This window comes from Mangrovibacter yixingensis, from assembly GCF_020523985.1.
In the GTDB taxonomy this organism is placed as follows: domain Bacteria; phylum Pseudomonadota; class Gammaproteobacteria; order Enterobacterales; family Enterobacteriaceae; genus Mangrovibacter; species Mangrovibacter yixingensis.
In genome coordinates, this window is record NZ_JAIVKM010000001.1 from 227,209 (window position 1) to 244,919 (window position 17,711).

Consider the following 17,711-nt stretch of genomic DNA (forward strand, 5'->3'; position numbering starts at 1 on the left):
ACCATGCCAGGGCGAAAAGTGCTCTGGAAGGATGAAAAGCGATCAACAGATGCCGGGCATTTGTGCCCGGCAGAAATTTTACAGAGGTAAACCGCGGCGCAGCATTTCCTGGGTAATAAATTCACTACGGCGTTTATTGGCGGAGATCAACAGTAGGGCACCAAAACCAAATACCAGAAACATAATAATTTTATGGCTAATCCGTTTGGACTGTTGGCTGCCCTGATACATTTTTACCAGAAATTTATCTGATATACGCCCGGCATTAATATGCTTTTGCAGTGCCCATAGTGAACATTTACTGATGAACATAATAAATACATAAAAAACACCCCAAATTACTGCAACCGCAATAATACCCAACAAAATTTGGTATATGTTATGTAACATCTGAGTCTTCCCGACAGTGTGTGAGCCCGTATAATACGGTGTATATACCCGTCATACTTCACGTTGCAGGTGCGTTGGCTGCGGTCATTCACCCGAGTCACTTATTACAGTAAGCTCATCGGGATTCATTCACTTGCCGACTGCCTGCAACCCGGAATATTTAGGGTATAACCAGACATGGCTGAAAGCATGCTGGAATGCCAACCGGTGAAAAATGAATACAAGTGTCTGCTGGTAGTGGATACCAGGCAATGACAACCGTTTTCTTAGGTGATAACTGAATAAAATATGGTGATATTTTAATTGCCGGGCTGTTGGTCTGCAATAAAGAATAAACACATAACCCCCACTAATATTAGCCCTGCGAATAAGAGCTGTCTTATTGCGCTGGTAACAGGAAGGTCCTGGAGAACTAATGAAAATTGCCCGTTTTGCCGAACGTACTCAGTTAAGCCCGTACACCCTGCGTTATTATGAAACGCTTGGGTTGCTGCATATTGCACGTGATACCAGTGGACACCGGCAGTTTGATGAAAAAGATATTGAATGGGTTAAATTTATTACTCGCCTGAAAGAAACGGGTATGCCTTTGGCGCAAATCTGCGCCTATGCCGTGCTACGGGGAAAAGGGGCTTCAACACTTTCACAAAGACGGCAAATGCTGGCAGATCACCAGGCGGTGTTGCAGGCACATATTGCTCAGGCTCAGGCACATCTACAGGCACTGGACAATAAAATAGCTTTCTATGATGAGGCATTGCGGGAACAAGTGGCACACCAGAACGCATCTGCTTGATTTATCTTCGGGAGTGCGTGTTATTTTGTGGCTGGTAATCTCTCTCTTGACTTAGAGTGTACTCTAACTTTTAGCCTGTTACCTGTACTGATTAACTGGAGGTAACACATGCAACAATCACGCTATGAAAGAGGGTTAACGAAGCTCGCTGAGATTGATGGTAGGGCGGGTGAAAATGTTATTAACGGGCTTGCTGATATCTGCCCTGATCTTGGGCGCTATATTGTGGAGTTTGGGTTTGGTGATATTTATTCCCGCCCGCAACTGAATCTTAAATCACGGGAAATTGCTACCGTGGCTGCATTAACCGCAATGAGCCACTGCGAACCACAATTGGCTGTACATATTCATGGTGCGCTGAATGTTGGGTGCAGCCGCGAAGAAATTATCGAAGTGATGCTGCAAATGGCGTTATACGCCGGGTTCCCGGCGGCACTCAAAGCGGTGGCTGTTGCTCGCGATGTATTTTCTCAGGCGGGACACGAGAGCCATATATAACATCCTCAATGCGCCAGGCCTCTGGCGCATTGCCTGCATTGCCTGCATTGGCACAAATTGCTTATCGCCGTTTCTTGAATATTTCCGTTGTTTACACGAGAATGACCATTCTCATCTGAGGGTTATTACGCCCCGAACTTCTGCGAACACGGAAAATATATGACTACGGACCGTATAAGCCGCCAGGATGCCAGGCGCAACACGATTATTCAGGCTGCCCGCAACTGTTTTCGGGAAAAGGGCCTGCACGGCACTTCCATGGCGGATATCGCACGGGAAGCACAGCTTGGGCCTGGCCAAATCTACCGTTGTTTCCAGAATAAAGACGCGATTGTGGAAGCCATTATCAAGGCGATAATTGGTGCTCGTGTGGAGCATATGCTGGCCGTTAACCATGATTTGGTGCGCAAAGCCGATGAGTTTACTCAGGGGCTGGCTGGTATTGCCGCATTTGACAGCCGCGATGATGCATTGCTGCTGGAAATCAGCGCTGAAGCAACCCGTAACCCACGTATTGCCCAACTGATGGTTGAGGCGGATCTGGACTTATTTGAGCAAGGGTGTGCCATGCTGAAAGCACGCTATCCACTGCTGGATGAAACTCAGGTTAATGCACTGAGCGAAGTGATGGCTGTGCTCACTGAAGGCACACTGGTTCGTCGCCATGTTCGCCCACATCGCCCAATAGATGCGCAATGCTTGCAAAGCCATTACCTCGCCATTTTGCACACCCTGTTTCCAGACTCTCTGCGCAACAACACCAGTCAAAAGGATTGAATCATGTCCACACAACAACGCACATTGTATGCCCTGATACTTGGGATGCTGGCCGCGTTGGGGCCACTATGCACAGATTTTTATTTGCCTGCATTACCGGATATTACGGCCCATTTACAGGTGTCCACTTCAGCGACACAACTCACCCTCACTGCATCATTGGTTGGTTTGGGGTTGGGGCAACTGGTTTTTGGCCCGTTAAGTGACCGAATGGGGCGAAAAGTGCCTCTGCTGGCTTCTTTGATTATTTTTATTCTGGCATCCATTGGCTGCGCGATAGCAACCAATATGCCCGGTTTAATGGCGGCTCGTTTTATTCAGGGGCTGGCAGGCGCTGGGGGGGCAGTATTATCCAGGGCCATTGCCAGGGATTGTTATTCCGGGCAGGAACTGACGCAGTTTTTTGCTTTACTGATGGCGATTAATGGTGTGGCGCCCATTGCCGCACCAGTATTGGGTGGCTTGCAATTAGCAATCACTGGCTGGCAGGGGCTGTTTGTTACCCTTGCTCTGCTGGGGCTTGTGATGCTGGTTGTGGTAACCACTAAACTCGCCGAAAGTTACCCACCGCAACGGCGGCAAAAACAGCAAAGTAATATGGTTGCATCGTTTATTGCGGTAATGCGGGACAGGCGATTTATGGGGCTCTGCCTGGTGCAGGGGTTTATGTTGGCCGGGTTATTTGCCTATATTGGCGCATCATCTTATGTTTTCCAGTCCCACTGGCAGCTGACGCCACAACAATATAGTTACCTGTTTGCGTTGAATGGCGCCGGGCTTATTGTGTTTTCCCTTGGCACGGTGAAATTATCGGGCCGCTGGGGAGAAAAGCCGGTGTTGGTGGGGGCATTGGTTCTGTCGGTACTGGCTGCGGCGATTTTGTTGAGTTGTGGGGCAGTGGGCGCACCTTTAGTGGCTATTGTGCCTGTATTGTTCGTCGCTGTATCCATTAACAGCGCAGTCTGTACGCTGGCCGGGGCGATGGCAATGCAAACACAAGGGCAGCATTCAGGTACTGCATCTGCATTTTTAGGCACGCTGATGTTTTTGATGGGCGGTGTGAGTGCGCCATTAACCGGCATTGGCGGGACGTCGTTTATCTCTATGGGCATGGTGCTGGCAGGGAGCTATCTGTTAGCGCTGCTAAGTTATGTGCTGATAGCCCGCAAAGCATAACCGGGCGAGTCTTCAATGACGCGTGATGTGCCGGGTGTTTTTACCGGGTAATGTGGCCTGCCGTCAGTTGCATTTGTGGTTGGTTGTACCGTTCCCACCGTGCGAATAACAATGTAATGCATTAAACAAGAAGGAAACCCTGAAGGTTTCCTGAGTCTGATGACAAACCTCATGTTCGCACAGAACGAGAGGATGTCACCCAATAAAAAACCAGGAAAATCAATTTATTGATTTTCGGCTGCTAACTAAAAAGAAGGAAAAACCACGCTTTTTCCTTCTTTTTCCTCACTCTGAGGAAACCCTGAGGGTTTCCTTCTGTGCATTCAGAAACAGATAAGTGCCAGCTTAACGCGGTTGTACTGGCAGTTTGTTATCACCGTTATTGTTCTGGCCCGGTTTCATATTCTGGCTACCGTTCTGGCCGGGTTTCGTATTTTGGCCGCCGTTCTGGCCTGGCTTCATATTCTTGTTACCGTTCTGGCCGGGTTTACCTTGTGAATTTTTGTGGTTGTTGTTGTGATTACCGTTGTGGTTGCTCTGGTGCTGGCTTTTATGAGAACCATTGTTTTGGTTATGGCCCTTTTTATGCAGCATCTGTTGGTCGTTTTGCCCTTGTACAGGCTGGGGCGCTGCCTGAGCAATGGGAGCTGCGGCAAAGGCCAGTAAAGCAGAAAGTGCGATTAATTTATTCATATCATTCTCTGATTAAGATTTACCGGTTACCTGGTTACAGGCTTCCGTCAAGGTTGTTTGTGCGGGAGAGATACTTCCCGAACGTTGTAATAGCTGAGGTATATAAAGGGGAATTGTGAGCAAAATATGGATCTGTTTTTAATTAAGATTGTTCTTGCTGTAATGTAAAGATATGTTAGTGTTCATGAAATGTGTTTTATTCTCAGTTAGCCGGGCTTAATTAATTGGGAAATCATACTTTTGTTGGATTGTTTTATTTTTTCAAAAATATTTATTTTTTGTGGGTATTTCTCTTGTTGTGGGTGTTTGTATTAATTTCCTGGCTGTAATTTGAATTTAAAGTATAGTAAAAACAGAGAGATAAAATAATTCTACTCTGTATTTTTGGTGTGGGTGAAGTGATAAAAATATTAATTAAAAATGTAATTGTGCCGATATTACATTCAGGTGTTGCGCGCCAGACACGGAAATGATGCAACGGCATCAGGTTGTGTTCCTGTTTCTTATCTCAGCACTTGCTTTGTTATCAGTTCAATACTTCCGGGGGTTATATGCACTTCATTCGCAACCTTAAAATTAAGGTTATGATGTTATCTATCCTTATCTTGTTCACTCTGCTGTGGAGTGGCGTGTCCTTTTTCTCTTTGCACTCTCTGGGCAGCCTGAAAGAAGAAGTCGCGCTCACCAATGTTCAGCAGGTTAATGGCGATATTATTAATGGTGCCAGTGCGCGTTACTACCAGGTTAAGCTGGCTATGGACCGTGCTATGGTTGCACAAAAAAAAGGGGATACAGCCAGTTACCAGCAGTTAGTGGATGGGATTGGTAAGGATATTGATTTCCTGCAGGGGGGGCTTAATCAGTTCAAAGTGACAGACCATGCCAACATCAGCAGCACGTCGATCGATAATATTTACAACAGTTCACTGACACTGTTTACCCAGGCCATTAAACCGATGTTCGAAACGGTGAAGGCAAATAACCTGGAAGCTTTTACTCAACTGACAAGTGATAAATACAACCCGCTTCGCACCAATTTCACTGACGCCATTCTTGCTTATAACCAGGAAATTCAGGATCTTAAAACGGCAGCAAATGGCCGTATTAATAATTGGGTTTCTGTATCTCGCATTACCATAATTATTACGATGATTATCGGCCTGGTGATTTTGGTGCTGAGCGAACGTTACTTATCCGTGTTCCTTGGCCGCCCACTGGAGTGGGTGAAACAGCATTTGCAGGTGTTATCACAAGGGCATTTAGATAAATCCACACATCCACTGGGTAATAATGAAGTCGGCCAGTTAATTCCTTTCCTTGATACTATGCAGCAAAACTGGGTAAAAACGGTTTCACAAATTCGTGGCAGTGCCAGCGAGATTTACCACGGTTCCAGTGAAATTGCCGCAGGTAACGTCGATTTGTCGTCACGTACTGAAGAACAGGCAGCAGCACTGACAGAAACTGCTGCCAGCATGGAGCAATTGAGCGCGGTAGTAAAACAGAATGCCGATAACGCAGCCCAGGCCAGTACGTTGGCGCAAACAGCATCCAAAGCGGCGAATGAAGGCGGTGAAGTGGTGCAGGGTGTTATTAGTAGTATGAAAAATATCACCAGCAGCTCACAGAAAATCGCCGATATTATCAATGTTATCGATAGCATTGCATTCCAGACTAACATCCTGGCGCTTAACGCTGCAGTTGAGGCTGCTCGTGCTGGTGAACAAGGGCGCGGGTTTGCGGTGGTTGCCAGCGAAGTACGTAACCTGGCGCAGCGCAGTGCGGGTGCGGCAAAAGAGATTAAAACCCTGATTGATGAATCAGTCAGTAATGTTAACACCGGTTATGAGCAGGTATCGCTGGCAAACACGACGATGGATAACATCCTGAAGTCTGTTTCCAGTGTGACCAGTATTATGGCAGAGATTGCCTCGGCATCGGTTGAGCAAAGCAAGGGCATTTCCCAGGTGGGAAGCGCAATTTCTCAGATGGACACCGTAACGCAGCAGAACGCCTCGTTGGTGGAAGAGTCTTCCGGTACTTCGGCGTCACTGGAAGAACAAGCTCACCGATTGACGGAAATTGTTTCGGTATTCCGCTTGCCTGGTGATTCGGGCGGAAATACAGCGAAACCCGCAGCGCGTAAAGAGCTGTCTCCGGCGAAAAAAAGCCAACTTGCCCTGGCGGGTGGTGGCCAGAAAGAGAATGACTGGGAGTCATTTTGATTTTCGGCTGCTAACTAAAAAGAAGGAAAAACCATGCTTTTCCCTTCTTTTTCATCAATCTGACGGGGGCTTAAGCCCCCGTTTTTATTATGTTACTTCCCTTGTGCCAGCCGTTCCCCGCTCGCTTTATCAAACAGGTGCAGCCGTTCACTTTTTGCCACTAACGACAGTGTTTGCCCTGGGCCGGTGTTGGGCCTGCCTGTTGCCTGAACATGAACGGCAAAACCCTGCCAGTCCACGTGTAGCAATGTAGATTCACCCGTTACTTCCATAATATTCACCTGAGCACTGGTCCCTTGTGGGGCGATAACAATATCTTGTGGCCGTAACCCGGCGATGACGGGTTTTTCACCCTGTATGCGTGCGGCTTCGTGCCAGTGAGCAGGCAACGGTATCCAGAGTTCACCACACTGCACGCCTGGCTCGCCCTGGCGAAGCTGAATAGTGCCTTCCAGCAGGTTCATTGGCGGCGAACCAATAAAGCGGGCCACAAAAGTATTGCGGGGCTGGTCGTAGATAGTTAACGGGCTACCTTGCTGAACAATGACACCATCACGCATCACCACAATTTGGTCGGCCAGTGTCATGGCTTCTACCTGATCGTGGGTGACATAAATCATGGTGGTTTTAAACCGCTGATGCAGGGATTTTATTTCGGCACGCAGCTCCATACGTAGCTGGGCATCCAGGTTGGACAGTGGCTCGTCGAACAAAAACACCTGTGGGTTGCGCACCATGGCGCGCCCCATCGCCACTCGCTGGCGCTGCCCGCCGGACAAGGCCCGTGGGTAGCGGCTGAGCAATTTATCAATCCCCAGCATGGTGGCTATTTGGGTGATTTTGCTCTTTTGCGTGGTTTTATCCACCTTTTTAACCTGCATATGAAAAGCAAGGTTTTCAGCGACAGTCAGGTGGGGATAGAGCGCGTAGCTTTGAAACACCATAGCGATATCCCTGTCGGCTGGGTCAAGGTCGTTTATCTGTTTTCGGTTCATCAAAATCGCCCCATCAGAGGCGCTTTCCAGGCCAGCCAGTAGCCGTAACAGAGTGGATTTGCCACATCCTGAAGGGCCAACCAGTACGGTGAAACTGCCATCAGGAATGGTCAAGTCCAGTGGGTGCAGAACAGTTTGCTTCCCGTAACGCTTGGCTACTTTTACCAGTTCAACCCCGGCCATGTGACATCTCCTCTATGTGGTGTTGTAACGCCTGCCAGTCAGGGTAACTACGTGGTGAACTACTGATGGCGTGGGCAGCAACGGCATTTCCCCAGTACAACGCTTCTTCGGGGGGCTGTGCCTGGCAAAGTGCGGCCAGAAAACCGGCATTAAAACTGTCGCCAGCGCCTATGGTGTCGATAACCCTGACAGGTTGGCATGGGGCGTGATAAGCCTGTTGTGTAGCCCATAAACGGGCTCCCTCAGGGCCGCATTTCGCCACACATCCCCCTTTTCCACTGAGCTGCCGGGCAAGTTCAGCCCCTGCATCCTCCAGATTTTCCAGCCCCGCGAGCCCCAGTGTTTCCACCTCGTTAAGCAGTAACCAGTCGCAGTCGGGTAACCAGGTATATACGTCTGCGCGTAATTCTGGTGTCCAGCCAGTGGGGGGCCAGCCGGTATCCACCGCTATACGGTAACCCTGCTTGCGCAGTGTGGGTAGCAGGCCTGCGTACTGGCGGAACAATGTGCTGCATAAAAAGGTGCCGCACAGCAGGACAACATCGCCCGGAATAGCTTGTTCCGGCAGTTGGTGCAGAATGTCGTCGGCGCTGAGGCGGGTGATATGGCCGTAATTGCTAAGAAAAGATCGTTCTTTGTCCGGGTGTGTTACACCTACTGTGAAAGAGGTTTCGCAGGCATAAGCTGGCCACCTGACGGCACTTTCCGGAAAATATTCGGCAAGCCATGGTGTGAAGGCATCATTGCCCTGGCAGGAAATAGCCCGGTGGGGAATGTCCATCGCAGAGAGGGCCAGTGCACAGTTCCCGGCTGAACCACCGGGGCGCAGCGCGCTATGCTCCAGCATGGCTTCAGTGCCAGGTAAGGGCCACTGCGCCAGGGTGCCCATAATGATATCGACGTTGATATTGCCTGCGACATACAACACAGGCGCGGTTAAGTTGTGCATAGTTATCCTTTACTTCCACCGCTGGCAAGCCCACCGACCAGCGTTTTTTGCAGCCAGATAGCAATAAACAGCGGCGGAACAGATGCCAGAATGCCGACTGCCGCTATCAGGCCGTCATCGGTTGCGCGCCCGGCAGTAAATCCGGCAATTGTGACGGGCAACGTTTGCGCCGCAATGTTGCTGGTAAACAGCAGTGAGTAGAAAAATTCATCCCAGGCCAGTAGCCAGCCAAACAGCGCAGAGGCACCCAACATTGGTTTTGCCAGTGGCAGCGTGATGCGCAACAGAACCTGCCAAAACCGTAAACCATCAAGCCGGGCCGCCTGTTCAATATCGCGGGGCAGGGTATCGAACTGGTTTTTGAGCATCCAGGTGAGAAAGGGCAGGATCAGCGAGCAATAAACCAGAACCAGGCCAATACGCGTATTCAGCAGCCCTAATTGTTCCAGAATAAAATAGAGCGGCAGTACGAAGGCAACGGGAGGCACCATGTAAATGCCCAGCCCGGCATATAACCACCCATCGCGGCCTGGGTAGCGTGAAAAACTGAACGCTGCCGGGACCGCCAGCACCAGTGACACCAGCGTGGCACCACAGGCAACCAGAATGCTGTTTAACAGCGCGTGCAGAAAGAGTGCTCCCGGCTTACCCGGTTCCAGTGAAACCAGGCTTGCATAGCGGCTGAAATCCCACTGGCGTGGCAACCATTCAAGGGGAATGCGGGTGAGGTCGGCGGTGGAGCTGACACTCATTAAAAATAGCCACGCCATCGGGCCCAAAATTGACAATGCCACGACCAGAGCTGCCAGGTAACGCAGGATAGTGCGAATTTTACGCTTCATGTGCAGTACTCCGGCGGCGCTGGCGCAATAGCATCAGCAGGTAAATGGCAATCAGTACGGCACACATCAGTGCCATCAGAATGGCGTAAGCCGCACCACTGCCTGCGCGCATATAACTGAACGATTCCTGGTAAACGAAAAAGCTCAGGGTTTTGGTGCTGTCCATGGGGCCGCCACGTGTCATGACGTAGATGATGTCGAAAACTTTGAAGGCATCAATGGTACGCAGAACCAAAGCTACACCCAGGGGCGCGACAATGGCCGGGAAGGTGATGGCACGAAAGCGCCGCCATGCACTGGCACCATCAAGCCTTGCCGCTTCATACAAGTCTTCCGGTATGGATTGCAGCGCAGCGAGCACCAACAATGTCACCAGTGGGTAGTTTTTCCAGATATCGGCAAACATCACACTGTTCAGCGCTGCGTCCGTTGAGCCCAGCCAGGAACGGTAGCTGTCCAAAATACCCAGTTGGGTGAGCAGGGCATTGATGCTGCCGTAATCCGGGTTAAAGTTCAGCCGCCACATCATGGCGTTAACGATGGTGGGCAGCGCCCAGGGGAGGATCACCAGCACCCGCAGAATGTTGCGCCCGACAAATTTCTGGTTAAGCAGCAGTGCCACTAATACGCCCAGTACGCCTTCGATTGCCACAGACACAACCGTAAAGTAGAGCGTGCGGCCAAATGCGTCCCGAAAATCCGGGTCGGTCAGGGCGTAAATGTAGTTATCCAGCCCAATATAATTTGGGCTGGTCCCGGTGCTGATAAGCGCGGCATCGGTAAAACTTAACCACAGGGTACGCAGCAATGGCCAGGCTGTTAGCAACAGCATCATGATAACCATGGGTGCTAACAGCACCCATGCCTGACGGTGTTCGCGTTGTTGCAAATTCAGCATCACGCTTCCTTAACGCAGACGTGCCGCGCTTTTATCTACGGCTTTCATAGCGTCTTGTGGTGTTGCTTTGCCTTGTAATACCGCCTGGAGTTGTTGCTGCAAGGTATTAGACAGGCGTGAATAGTCTGCCGTTTCCGGGCGGGAAAGCATGACATTCAAAGAAGTATCGGCGGCTTTAATCAGGCTTTCCTGGCCCTGAGCGACTGCCGGGTCGGTATAAGATGCTTTCCAGATGGGCAGGCTCAGTTTGGCGTATTTATCCTGTACCGGTTGCGAGGTGATATAGCTGATAAACTGCCATGCCTGTTCCGGATGCTGGCTGCCTTGAGTGATACCTAAGCCCATCGAACCATTTACCGCACCGGCTTTGCCTGGCGCATCGCCTGGGGCAGGCATAATCGCGACATCACCCGCTACTTTGCTCTGTTTCGGGTCATTTGCCATGTTGTACATGTAGGTCCAGTTCAGGGCGAATGCGGCATCACCATTAGAGAAGGCTTTACGAACATCTTCCTCAAGGTATTCCCGTGAAGCCGGGTTAGTCAGGCCTTCATCCAGCGAGCTTTTCATCAGCTTCAGTGCCGCCAGCGAAGCCGGGGAGCTGAAATCCAGTTTGTCGTTGTGATAGAAACTGCCGCCAAATCCCGATACCAAAGTGGTGTAATCACACACCAGCGCTTCAGACTGTGACCAACTCCAGACCAGCGGGTATTTCACAATGCCTTTGTCTTTAATGATTTTTGCATCGTCCATCACCTGCTGCCAGGTGGCTGGCGGCTGGGTTATCCCGGCTTTACTGAGCATGGCTTTGTTGTAGTAGAGATATTTGGTATCCAGAATCCACGGCATACCCAGCGTTTTCCCTTTGTAAACCACGGTGTTCATCGCACCAGGGAAAATCTTTTCACGTTCAGCATCGGGGATACGTGTGCTGACATCTTGCAGCAGGTTAAAGCGGGTAAATTCTGCCGGCCAGATGGCATCAAACAGCACCACATCGTAGCCGTTGGTGCCAGCACCACGTGCCGCGACGATTTTGTCATGCAGCGCTTCATAAGGCACAAACTCCAGGTTGACGTGAATATCCGGGTGCTGTTTTTGGAAATCACTGGTCATGGCACGAATATCGTTTTCGCTGTAGGCCGCCTGGGTCATAAACAAGGCGTTGATTTGTGTGGCAGCCGTGGCGCTGGTACAAACTGCGAGCATTGCCAGCAGGCTCAGACGCAAGCGGTGTGTATTGTGGTGACGCATGGTGTTCTCCCCCAGCCCTGTTACCTGGGTTGCTTTCTTTTGCTGTGTGCAACCGGGTGTCAGAGCGTAAAACCGTTTATGATTTATTAAATCAATTTGATTGATTTAATCAGGATGACAAAAAGGTCCGGCTGACTTCGCCTTCACTGATTAAGCTTTAAGCAAACTTTATGCCAGCCAATGAACAGGGCACAAAGCTTGCTTAACCGTTGCTATCCGCCAGGGGGCAGAAGATACTGCCCGCAGGGCCGCCAGGAAAGGAACAGATGAAAACCTCAGGAACCAACCTTGAACACGCGCGTGCGCACAACCGGCGAGTGGTTATTGAAACCATTCGGTTGCACGGTGAGCTGACACGGGCAGAGCTGGCGCGGCTTACCGCTCTGACACCGCAAACCGTTTCAAATATTGTGGCGGAACTACAACAGGCAGAAATTTTACTCAGCCATGCGCCACGAAAAGTTTCCGGGCGTGGCCAACCGGCTGTTCCGGTCAGCCTGAACCCGGCCAGTGCCTGGTCCGTTGGGATCCATTTGGATCACCAGACGTTAATTATCGTGCTGGTGGATTTGGCCGGTGAAATTCATTTCCGGCGGCTCATTATGGTGCAAAAGCCCCAGCCCGATGCCACATTTGCGCGCATTATGGCGGTTATTGATGAGATAAAAGCCTTACCGGGGCTGGACTGGCAAAAAGTGCTGGGTGCCGGAGTAGTAATGCCTGGTCCATTTGGTGTGGAAGGGATTTCTTCTGCCGGGCCGACAACACTGAATGGCTGGCAGCATGTTGATGTCGCCGCTACGCTCTCGGCGCTGATTGGGCTGCCGGTGACGCTGGAGAATGATGCCACGGTTGCGGCAATCGGTGAGCGTTTCCATGGCGTAGCCCGCCAACTCAGTTCATTTATCTACTTGTATATTGGTACTGGCCTGGGGGCCGGAATTTTTACCGATGGGCATATCTACTCTGGCCATGAGCATAATGCAGGGGAAGTGGGGCACATAGTGGTTCAGCCAGGTGGTAAGGCCTGTTATTGCGGGAACCATGGTTGCCTTGAGCGCTATGTCTCTTTGCAAGCAGCGTATGAGTTTTGCGGCCTTGACCCTTACCAGGCGCTGCCCGATGACTTGCTGGCGGTGGATGATGCGCTGTTTGACTGCTGGGTAGAGACGGCGCTGCCGCCGTTACGCCAGGCGATTAATATGCTGGAGTGTATTTTTGATGCGCAAACCGTGGTGGTGGGGGGCATGATGCCTGCACCATTGCTGGAGAAAGTGCTGGCACGTCTGCCACCGTTTTACCAGTCGGTACGCGGGCGTTACCTGGATGGCATGCGGGTGAAAATGGGGATGTCTGGCATGGACACTGCAGCGCTTGGGGCGGCAGCCCTGCCGATTTTTGATGAGTTTAACCCACAATTTCAGGTGCTGATGAAGTAGGTGCTGGCGGGTTCAGGCGTCCAGGGAAAACACCAGAGTGGGAGCCGGGGCAGATATTTCTGCCCCGGCGCTGAACGCGTCAGACTTTGAGCATTTTCACTGTTGCATCAATGTCGATTTCATCTTCTGTGAAGATCAGCGTGGTTCCCTGAAAAGTGGTGATCACCAGTTTTTTCACTGAACGCATCTCACCGGTTTTTTGTGCCGATTTTGGCCTGATGCTGTTCATCAGTATGCCGACAGACAGCACCGCATTTTCTTTATCAATCCGGGTGTCGGCAGGCTCTTCTTCACTGTAAACCAGGTAAGACTTAATCGAGGTGAGTTTCACGCGCTCACCGGCGATATACAGGTGTTTGCTCTCTGGTGCCACTTTCACCGCGAAGGCTGATAACCCTTTGTTATTGGTGCCTGGCTCAAAGGTTACCGCCGCATCTTTCTTAATCAGTTCTGGGTTAGATACCTTGATGACATGGAAATAGCGGTTGTCGCCGTTTTCATCTTTGATAAACCCAAAACCTTTGTCCTGGAACCAGGTTGTGATTGTTCCTTTCATGGTCATTACCGCTTACTTACAGGTTGTTCACTCAATTTCGCAGCGCGCAGTGTAAAGCACAATGCTCGGGCAGACTACGTCTTTGGTTTAAGTCTGGCTGTTATCTTGCGTAAAGGCGAGGGTGAACAACAAATATTCGCGGGAGTTTTGGGCAGAACATCAAAAAACGGTGTATGGCGCCCCGGAAGTACAGATCCAATCTGGCAGGCCACAGCCCCGAGTCTGCAAGGGCTGTGGTTATCTTAAACAGCTAATATTCAGAACTGCCAGGTGACACTCACCGACATGTTGCGTGGCTCACCATAAACATAGTTGTTCATGTACGCATAGTATTTGCGGTCGAACAAGTTGCTGATGTTCCCCTGCACAGAAACTTGTTTGGTCACCTGATAACGAGCAAACAAGTTAGCCAGCGGGTAACTTCCCTGGTACACGCGTTTGGTTGTGCCATCTGGCGCGCTGACATCTTCAAAGACGCGGTTTTGCCAGTTGACACCGCCACCCAGCGTAAGGGCGGGAAGTTCTGGGACATTGTAGCTGGCGAAAAGTTTAAAGCTGGTTTGGGGTTGATCCGGGTTATAACGGCCATCGGAATCTCTGGCCACATAACGTGTTGCGCCGAACGTCATTTGCAGGTTATCGGTAAGCGCTCCATTCAGTTCAAATTCCGCGCCCTTGCTGCGTGCGCCTTTTGTGGCTACATACGCCTGCTCACTGCTGTTATTCACATAAGAACCACTGACTTCCTGGCCGACATTGTTTTGTTCAATGCGAAAGAGAGCCATAGTTGCGGTCAGTCGGCCATCAAGCCAGGCGGATTTCAGCCCGGTTTCGTAACTTTTCCCGGTAACCGGGGCCAGGTAGTGCCCACTGGTGTCCCGGTAAGTTTGCGGCTGAAAAATCGAGGTATAGCTGGCATAAGCAGACCAGGTGTCGTTAATGTCATACACCACACCGGCATAAGGCGTGGTGTTGTTCTTTTTCATATCACCGCTGCTGCCAATGGTACTGTACTGGGTGTAGCGGGCACCCACAATCAGCGATAACGGGTCGGCCAGTGAAAAGCGCGCTGCGGTATAAGCGGATTTCTGCCGCACGACATCATTAGCGTTTGCATACCAGTCGCTCCAGTTTGGTTCAGCGATGTCGCCATTCCAGCTATTGTTGAAAATACCGATATCGCTGGTTGCCATGTCATAAGCGTCTTCATCGGTAACCCCATCCCGGCTGTAGGTGGAGTTATGCTGGCGGCTATACGTGAGGCCTGCCATTAGCTGGTGTTGCCGCCCGAACAGTTCGAATGGGCCACTGGCATAACCATCCACTGATGTTTGCTCACGTTTGCCCCGGTCCATACTGCCAAATCCATCGGCACCTTCCCCGGTTTGCTCATTTGGCGCAGAGAGGTAACCCACATACAGCAATTTATCACTGAAGGTATTTTCAGCGTGGGTACCGTTCAGGCGGAAGGACCATCCGTTATCAAAGTTATGTGTCAGGTCGGCATAAACTTTACGCACGGTGGTGTGGTAATACGTCCAGTCTGCCGAAGAGTTCAGGCTGCGCCGGTAGTGGGTCAATGAGCTGTTGCTGTAGAAGACAGGGTTTCCGCCCCAGGTCGGATCCCGTGTGTCTGCATCCTGGTAATCCCAGGCCAGAGACAGAGTGGTACTGTCATTCAGGTCTGCATCGACAACACCATATAAAAACTTGGTGTTTTTATGGTAACGGTCCAGCCAACTGTCCTGATCCTGATACCCTGCGATGACACGGCCACGAATCGTTCCGGAATCATTTAACGGTGTGCTGATATCAGCTACATAGCGTTGTTTATTCCAACTGCCATAGCTGGCGGTGAGGTTACCGGTGAATGTTTTACTGTCGGCATGTTTACGCACCATGTTAACTGAAGCCGCCGGGCTGCCAGCCCCGGTCATCAGCCCGGTCGCCCCGCGCACCACTTCAATGCGGTCGTAAATGGCGGTATCGGATGCGGCATCACCAAAATTCCAGGCGTCACCCATGCTGGTGGGAATACCATCGTAGGTGAAATTCGTGATTTGGAAGCCGCGTGAGTAGTAATAAGAGCGCTCGCTGTCGTCCTGTTGGGTTGTGATCCCTGTGGTATTGCTAAGAACGTCATTGATGGTTTGCAGTTGCTGGTCTTGCATACGTTGCTGTGTCACCACACTGAGCGACTGCGGAACGTCTCGCGGAGTCAGTAGCAGTTTGGTGCCAGCCCGCGTGGTTTTAACCTGGTAATCCTTGCTTTCCTGGGAAGCTGTGTCTTTCTTTGTTGTGGCATTGACCACCATGGTTTGTTCGTTGCTGGCTGTGTCTGTTGTGGTGTTGTCTGCCGCAATGGCCTGGGTTGGGTTGAACAATGTATGAATTGCCAGTGCGAGAAGAGAAAGCGTGAATCTGGGTTGAAGAATCGGTTTTCCCGGTTTCCTGTGATTAAACGACATAATATCCCCGTCCAAAAGTTGTATTGCCGCTGCACAGCTTTGTTATTTGCTGCATCAGTCCTGGTGAGCACATAGCAGGCTCATTATGAGAGGTTGAATGATAATTATTTTCTTTATTATTCGTAAAATTATTTGCATGAAATGTGTAATTGTTTATTTCAGAATGATGAATGAGGAATGTGTTTTATAACAAATTGATTTATTTAGTGTATTTGTTATTTTGTGGATTTTTTGACAGTGGGCTATGCCTGGTTATTGCATGCTGCCTGGCTGCTGATACCTGTTTTACCTGATGTTTGCTAATTGCATTCTAACGCGTATGATTCTCATTCTCTTTTTTGTGCCTGTATTGCCTGGGGCCAGATAGTACCGGGCATTGATTAATGGAGCCTGGAATGAAATCGTTTTGCAGTCTGCCCAAAAGCGGTATTGCCACGCTAATTGCCGCCACCCTTGCCCTTACTGCCTGCCAGCATCAGCCTGAAAAAACTGCGGTTCCCACGCCTGCTGTGGCTGCTAAGCCTGTATACCCGCAAGTGACTCAGCGCGAAGTGGGCGATGGCTTATATGAAATGGCCTATTCGCCAGTGGCTGATGCGTTATATGTTGCCAGTGCTCAGAGCTTTAAAAATGTTAATGGCGGGGTTATCTATCGCCTGAACCCGGTTACGCTTGCCACGGAAGGGGAAACACATACCGACCTGAAAAACTTTGGTATGGCTGCTGATGACGCAGGTGCTGTTTTCTATACCTCTAACTCCCTTGATGGCACTATTTCTAAAGTTGATGCCCGCAGCGGTAAGGTGTTGCAGCGGTTAAATTTAGGTGGGAAGAAAGACAAAGATGGTGATTTGCCGGGCGCGCGCGAATTGCTATTGCAGGGGCATAATTTGTACGTAAGCCGGGTGGCTGACCCAGGCTTTATTTCCATTGTGGATACCCGCACTTTCAAACTGGCTGGCACTATTCAACATGCCGGGAAGTGGGTAACCGGTTTGCTCTACTCACCCTCAATGGGGGTTGTGTACGCTGCGAATGGCGATGGTGATATTCTGGTGATTAACCCCCGAACCCACAAAATAGAGCACCGTTGGACAGCGGGTGATAGCAAAAAATATCTCTTCCTGAATATGGCGGAGGACCCGGCCACCGGGCGTTTATTTGTAACCGATAATTCTCAGGGGAAAACCACACTGGTCTTTGATGAGCATACTGGCCGGGTCATTAAACGTATTCCGGGCGATGCACTGGGGATTAAATTCAATGCACAGCGTAATGAAATCTACATTTCTCAGCGCGAAACGAAGAAGGTTTTGCAACTGGATGCCACGACTTATGCTGTGAAGCACAGCTGGTCATTCGACACTAATCCTAACAGCCTGCTGGTCTCACCGGACGGTAACACCTTGTACGTTACACTCAAGCAACCGTTTAATAAGGACAATTCAACACCGGGTAAAGACAGCGTGGTGCGTATTGCGCTGAAGTAACAGATGGGGTGCGGCTGCTAAACATGAACAGCCACCCTGAATACCTTTGCACATCTGCCAGTTTCTTGCCGAACCTGGCAGG

The 17,711-nt window shown here is 50.4% G+C and carries 16 protein-coding genes; 7 read left to right on the plus strand and 9 right to left on the minus strand.

Translation table 11 applies throughout. The features are described 5' to 3' along the window. Positions 1-78: 78 nt before the first annotated feature. Positions 79-390, minus strand: coding sequence for a hypothetical protein (locus LC084_RS01100; protein ID WP_226568600.1), 312 nt, complete (start codon positions 388-390; stop codon positions 79-81). A 415-nt stretch (positions 391-805) separates the two neighbouring features. Between LC084_RS01100 and LC084_RS01105 the strand changes: the two genes are divergently transcribed. From LC084_RS01105 to LC084_RS01120, 4 genes are all read left to right on the plus strand, one after another. Further along, the gene (locus LC084_RS01105; RefSeq protein WP_226568602.1) at positions 806-1,186 is read left to right on the plus strand and encodes a MerR family transcriptional regulator; all 381 of its coding nucleotides are present in this window, start codon (positions 806-808) and stop codon (positions 1,184-1,186) included. 108 nt (positions 1,187-1,294) lie between these two features. Beyond that, on the plus strand, positions 1,295-1,684 hold the full coding sequence (locus tag LC084_RS01110; protein WP_226568604.1) for a carboxymuconolactone decarboxylase family protein: 390 nt from the start codon (positions 1,295-1,297) through the stop codon (positions 1,682-1,684). Positions 1,685-1,843: 159 nt separating this feature from the next. Further along, positions 1,844-2,461, plus strand: a complete 618-nt coding sequence (locus tag LC084_RS01115) for a TetR/AcrR family transcriptional regulator (protein WP_226568606.1) — start codon at positions 1,844-1,846, stop codon at positions 2,459-2,461. A gap of 3 nt (positions 2,462-2,464) precedes the next feature. Further along, positions 2,465-3,637 carry a multidrug effflux MFS transporter gene (locus LC084_RS01120; protein WP_226568607.1) on the plus strand — a complete coding sequence of 391 codons (1,173 nt, stop codon included), beginning with the start codon at positions 2,465-2,467 and terminating at the stop codon, positions 3,635-3,637. A 345-nt stretch (positions 3,638-3,982) separates the two neighbouring features. On the opposite strand, the gene LC084_RS01125 is transcribed toward LC084_RS01120, so the two are convergent. Then, positions 3,983-4,330, minus strand: coding sequence for a hypothetical protein (locus LC084_RS01125; protein ID WP_226568609.1), 348 nt, complete (start codon positions 4,328-4,330; stop codon positions 3,983-3,985). A gap of 551 nt (positions 4,331-4,881) precedes the next feature. Between LC084_RS01125 and LC084_RS01130 the strand changes: the two genes are divergently transcribed. Beyond that, positions 4,882-6,555 (plus strand): methyl-accepting chemotaxis protein, encoded by a 1,674-nt coding sequence (locus tag LC084_RS01130; protein ID WP_226568611.1) that lies wholly within the window; start codon positions 4,882-4,884, stop codon positions 6,553-6,555. A 92-nt stretch (positions 6,556-6,647) separates the two neighbouring features. Here the strand turns inward: LC084_RS01130 and LC084_RS01135 are convergent, their stop codons facing one another. Genes LC084_RS01135 through LC084_RS01155 form a run of 5 tightly spaced genes read right to left on the minus strand, consistent with a single transcriptional unit; the run spans position 6,648 to position 11,631 of the window. Next, the gene (locus LC084_RS01135) at positions 6,648-7,733 is read right to left on the minus strand and encodes an ABC transporter ATP-binding protein (protein WP_226568613.1); all 1,086 of its coding nucleotides are present in this window, start codon (positions 7,731-7,733) and stop codon (positions 6,648-6,650) included. Next, a complete protein-coding gene (locus LC084_RS01140; protein ID WP_226568615.1) occupies positions 7,720-8,682 on the minus strand; it encodes a carbohydrate kinase family protein in 963 nt (320 codons plus the stop codon). Before LC084_RS01140 ends, LC084_RS01135 begins: the two co-directional genes overlap by 14 nt. 2 nt (positions 8,683-8,684) lie before the next feature. Continuing rightward, a complete protein-coding gene (locus LC084_RS01145) occupies positions 8,685-9,524 on the minus strand; it encodes a carbohydrate ABC transporter permease (RefSeq protein WP_226568617.1) in 840 nt (279 codons plus the stop codon). Beyond that, positions 9,514-10,422, minus strand: a complete 909-nt coding sequence (locus tag LC084_RS01150) for a carbohydrate ABC transporter permease (protein ID WP_226568619.1) — start codon at positions 10,420-10,422, stop codon at positions 9,514-9,516. Before LC084_RS01150 ends, LC084_RS01145 begins: the two co-directional genes overlap by 11 nt. A 9-nt stretch (positions 10,423-10,431) precedes the next feature. After that, positions 10,432-11,631 (minus strand): extracellular solute-binding protein, encoded by a 1,200-nt coding sequence (locus LC084_RS01155; protein ID WP_404808345.1) that lies wholly within the window; start codon positions 11,629-11,631, stop codon positions 10,432-10,434. Positions 11,632-11,942: 311 nt separating this feature from the next. On the opposite strand from LC084_RS01155, the gene LC084_RS01160 reads away from it, so the two are divergent. Beyond that, complete coding sequence (locus tag LC084_RS01160; protein WP_226568623.1) at positions 11,943-13,115, plus strand: ROK family transcriptional regulator; 1,173 nt, start codon at positions 11,943-11,945, stop codon at positions 13,113-13,115. A gap of 79 nt (positions 13,116-13,194) precedes the next feature. Here the strand turns inward: LC084_RS01160 and LC084_RS01165 are convergent, their stop codons facing one another. Then, positions 13,195-13,677, minus strand: coding sequence for a cold-shock protein (locus LC084_RS01165; protein ID WP_226568625.1), 483 nt, complete (start codon positions 13,675-13,677; stop codon positions 13,195-13,197). 251 nt (positions 13,678-13,928) lie between these two features. After that, positions 13,929-16,139 (minus strand): ferric-rhodotorulic acid/ferric-coprogen receptor FhuE, encoded by a 2,211-nt coding sequence (gene fhuE, locus LC084_RS01170; RefSeq protein WP_226568626.1) that lies wholly within the window; start codon positions 16,137-16,139, stop codon positions 13,929-13,931. A 395-nt stretch (positions 16,140-16,534) separates the two neighbouring features. On the opposite strand from fhuE, the gene LC084_RS01175 reads away from it, so the two are divergent. Beyond that, positions 16,535-17,629 carry a YncE family protein gene (locus LC084_RS01175; protein WP_226568628.1) on the plus strand — a complete coding sequence of 365 codons (1,095 nt, stop codon included), beginning with the start codon at positions 16,535-16,537 and terminating at the stop codon, positions 17,627-17,629. Positions 17,630-17,711: the final 82 nt, after the last annotated feature.

What these genes read in the sequence shown, in the direction of transcription:
- LC084_RS01120 (WP_226568607.1), top strand. Translation starts at nt 2,465, where the DNA reads ATGTCCACACAACAACGCACATTGTATGCCCTGATACTTGGGATGCTG.
- LC084_RS01140 (WP_226568615.1), bottom strand. Translation starts at nt 8,682, where the DNA reads ATGCACAACTTAACCGCGCCTGTGTTGTATGTCGCAGGCAATATCAAC.
- LC084_RS01175 (WP_226568628.1), top strand. Translation starts at nt 16,535, where the DNA reads ATGAAATCGTTTTGCAGTCTGCCCAAAAGCGGTATTGCCACGCTAATT.
- LC084_RS01115 (WP_226568606.1), top strand. Translation starts at nt 1,844, where the DNA reads ATGACTACGGACCGTATAAGCCGCCAGGATGCCAGGCGCAACACGATT.
- LC084_RS01125 (WP_226568609.1), bottom strand. Translation starts at nt 4,330, where the DNA reads ATGAATAAATTAATCGCACTTTCTGCTTTACTGGCCTTTGCCGCAGCT.
- LC084_RS01100 (WP_226568600.1), bottom strand. Translation starts at nt 390, where the DNA reads ATGTTACATAACATATACCAAATTTTGTTGGGTATTATTGCGGTTGCA.
- LC084_RS01110 (WP_226568604.1), top strand. Translation starts at nt 1,295, where the DNA reads ATGCAACAATCACGCTATGAAAGAGGGTTAACGAAGCTCGCTGAGATT.
- LC084_RS01150 (WP_226568619.1), bottom strand. Translation starts at nt 10,422, where the DNA reads ATGCTGAATTTGCAACAACGCGAACACCGTCAGGCATGGGTGCTGTTA.
- LC084_RS01130 (WP_226568611.1), top strand. Translation starts at nt 4,882, where the DNA reads ATGCACTTCATTCGCAACCTTAAAATTAAGGTTATGATGTTATCTATC.
- LC084_RS01105 (WP_226568602.1), top strand. Translation starts at nt 806, where the DNA reads ATGAAAATTGCCCGTTTTGCCGAACGTACTCAGTTAAGCCCGTACACC.
- fhuE (WP_226568626.1), bottom strand. Translation starts at nt 16,139, where the DNA reads ATGTCGTTTAATCACAGGAAACCGGGAAAACCGATTCTTCAACCCAGA.
- LC084_RS01135 (WP_226568613.1), bottom strand. Translation starts at nt 7,733, where the DNA reads ATGGCCGGGGTTGAACTGGTAAAAGTAGCCAAGCGTTACGGGAAGCAA.
- LC084_RS01145 (WP_226568617.1), bottom strand. Translation starts at nt 9,524, where the DNA reads ATGAAGCGTAAAATTCGCACTATCCTGCGTTACCTGGCAGCTCTGGTC.
- LC084_RS01165 (WP_226568625.1), bottom strand. Translation starts at nt 13,677, where the DNA reads ATGACCATGAAAGGAACAATCACAACCTGGTTCCAGGACAAAGGTTTT.
- LC084_RS01155 (WP_404808345.1), bottom strand. Translation starts at nt 11,631, where the DNA reads ATGCTCGCAGTTTGTACCAGCGCCACGGCTGCCACACAAATCAACGCC.
- LC084_RS01160 (WP_226568623.1), top strand. Translation starts at nt 11,943, where the DNA reads ATGAAAACCTCAGGAACCAACCTTGAACACGCGCGTGCGCACAACCGG.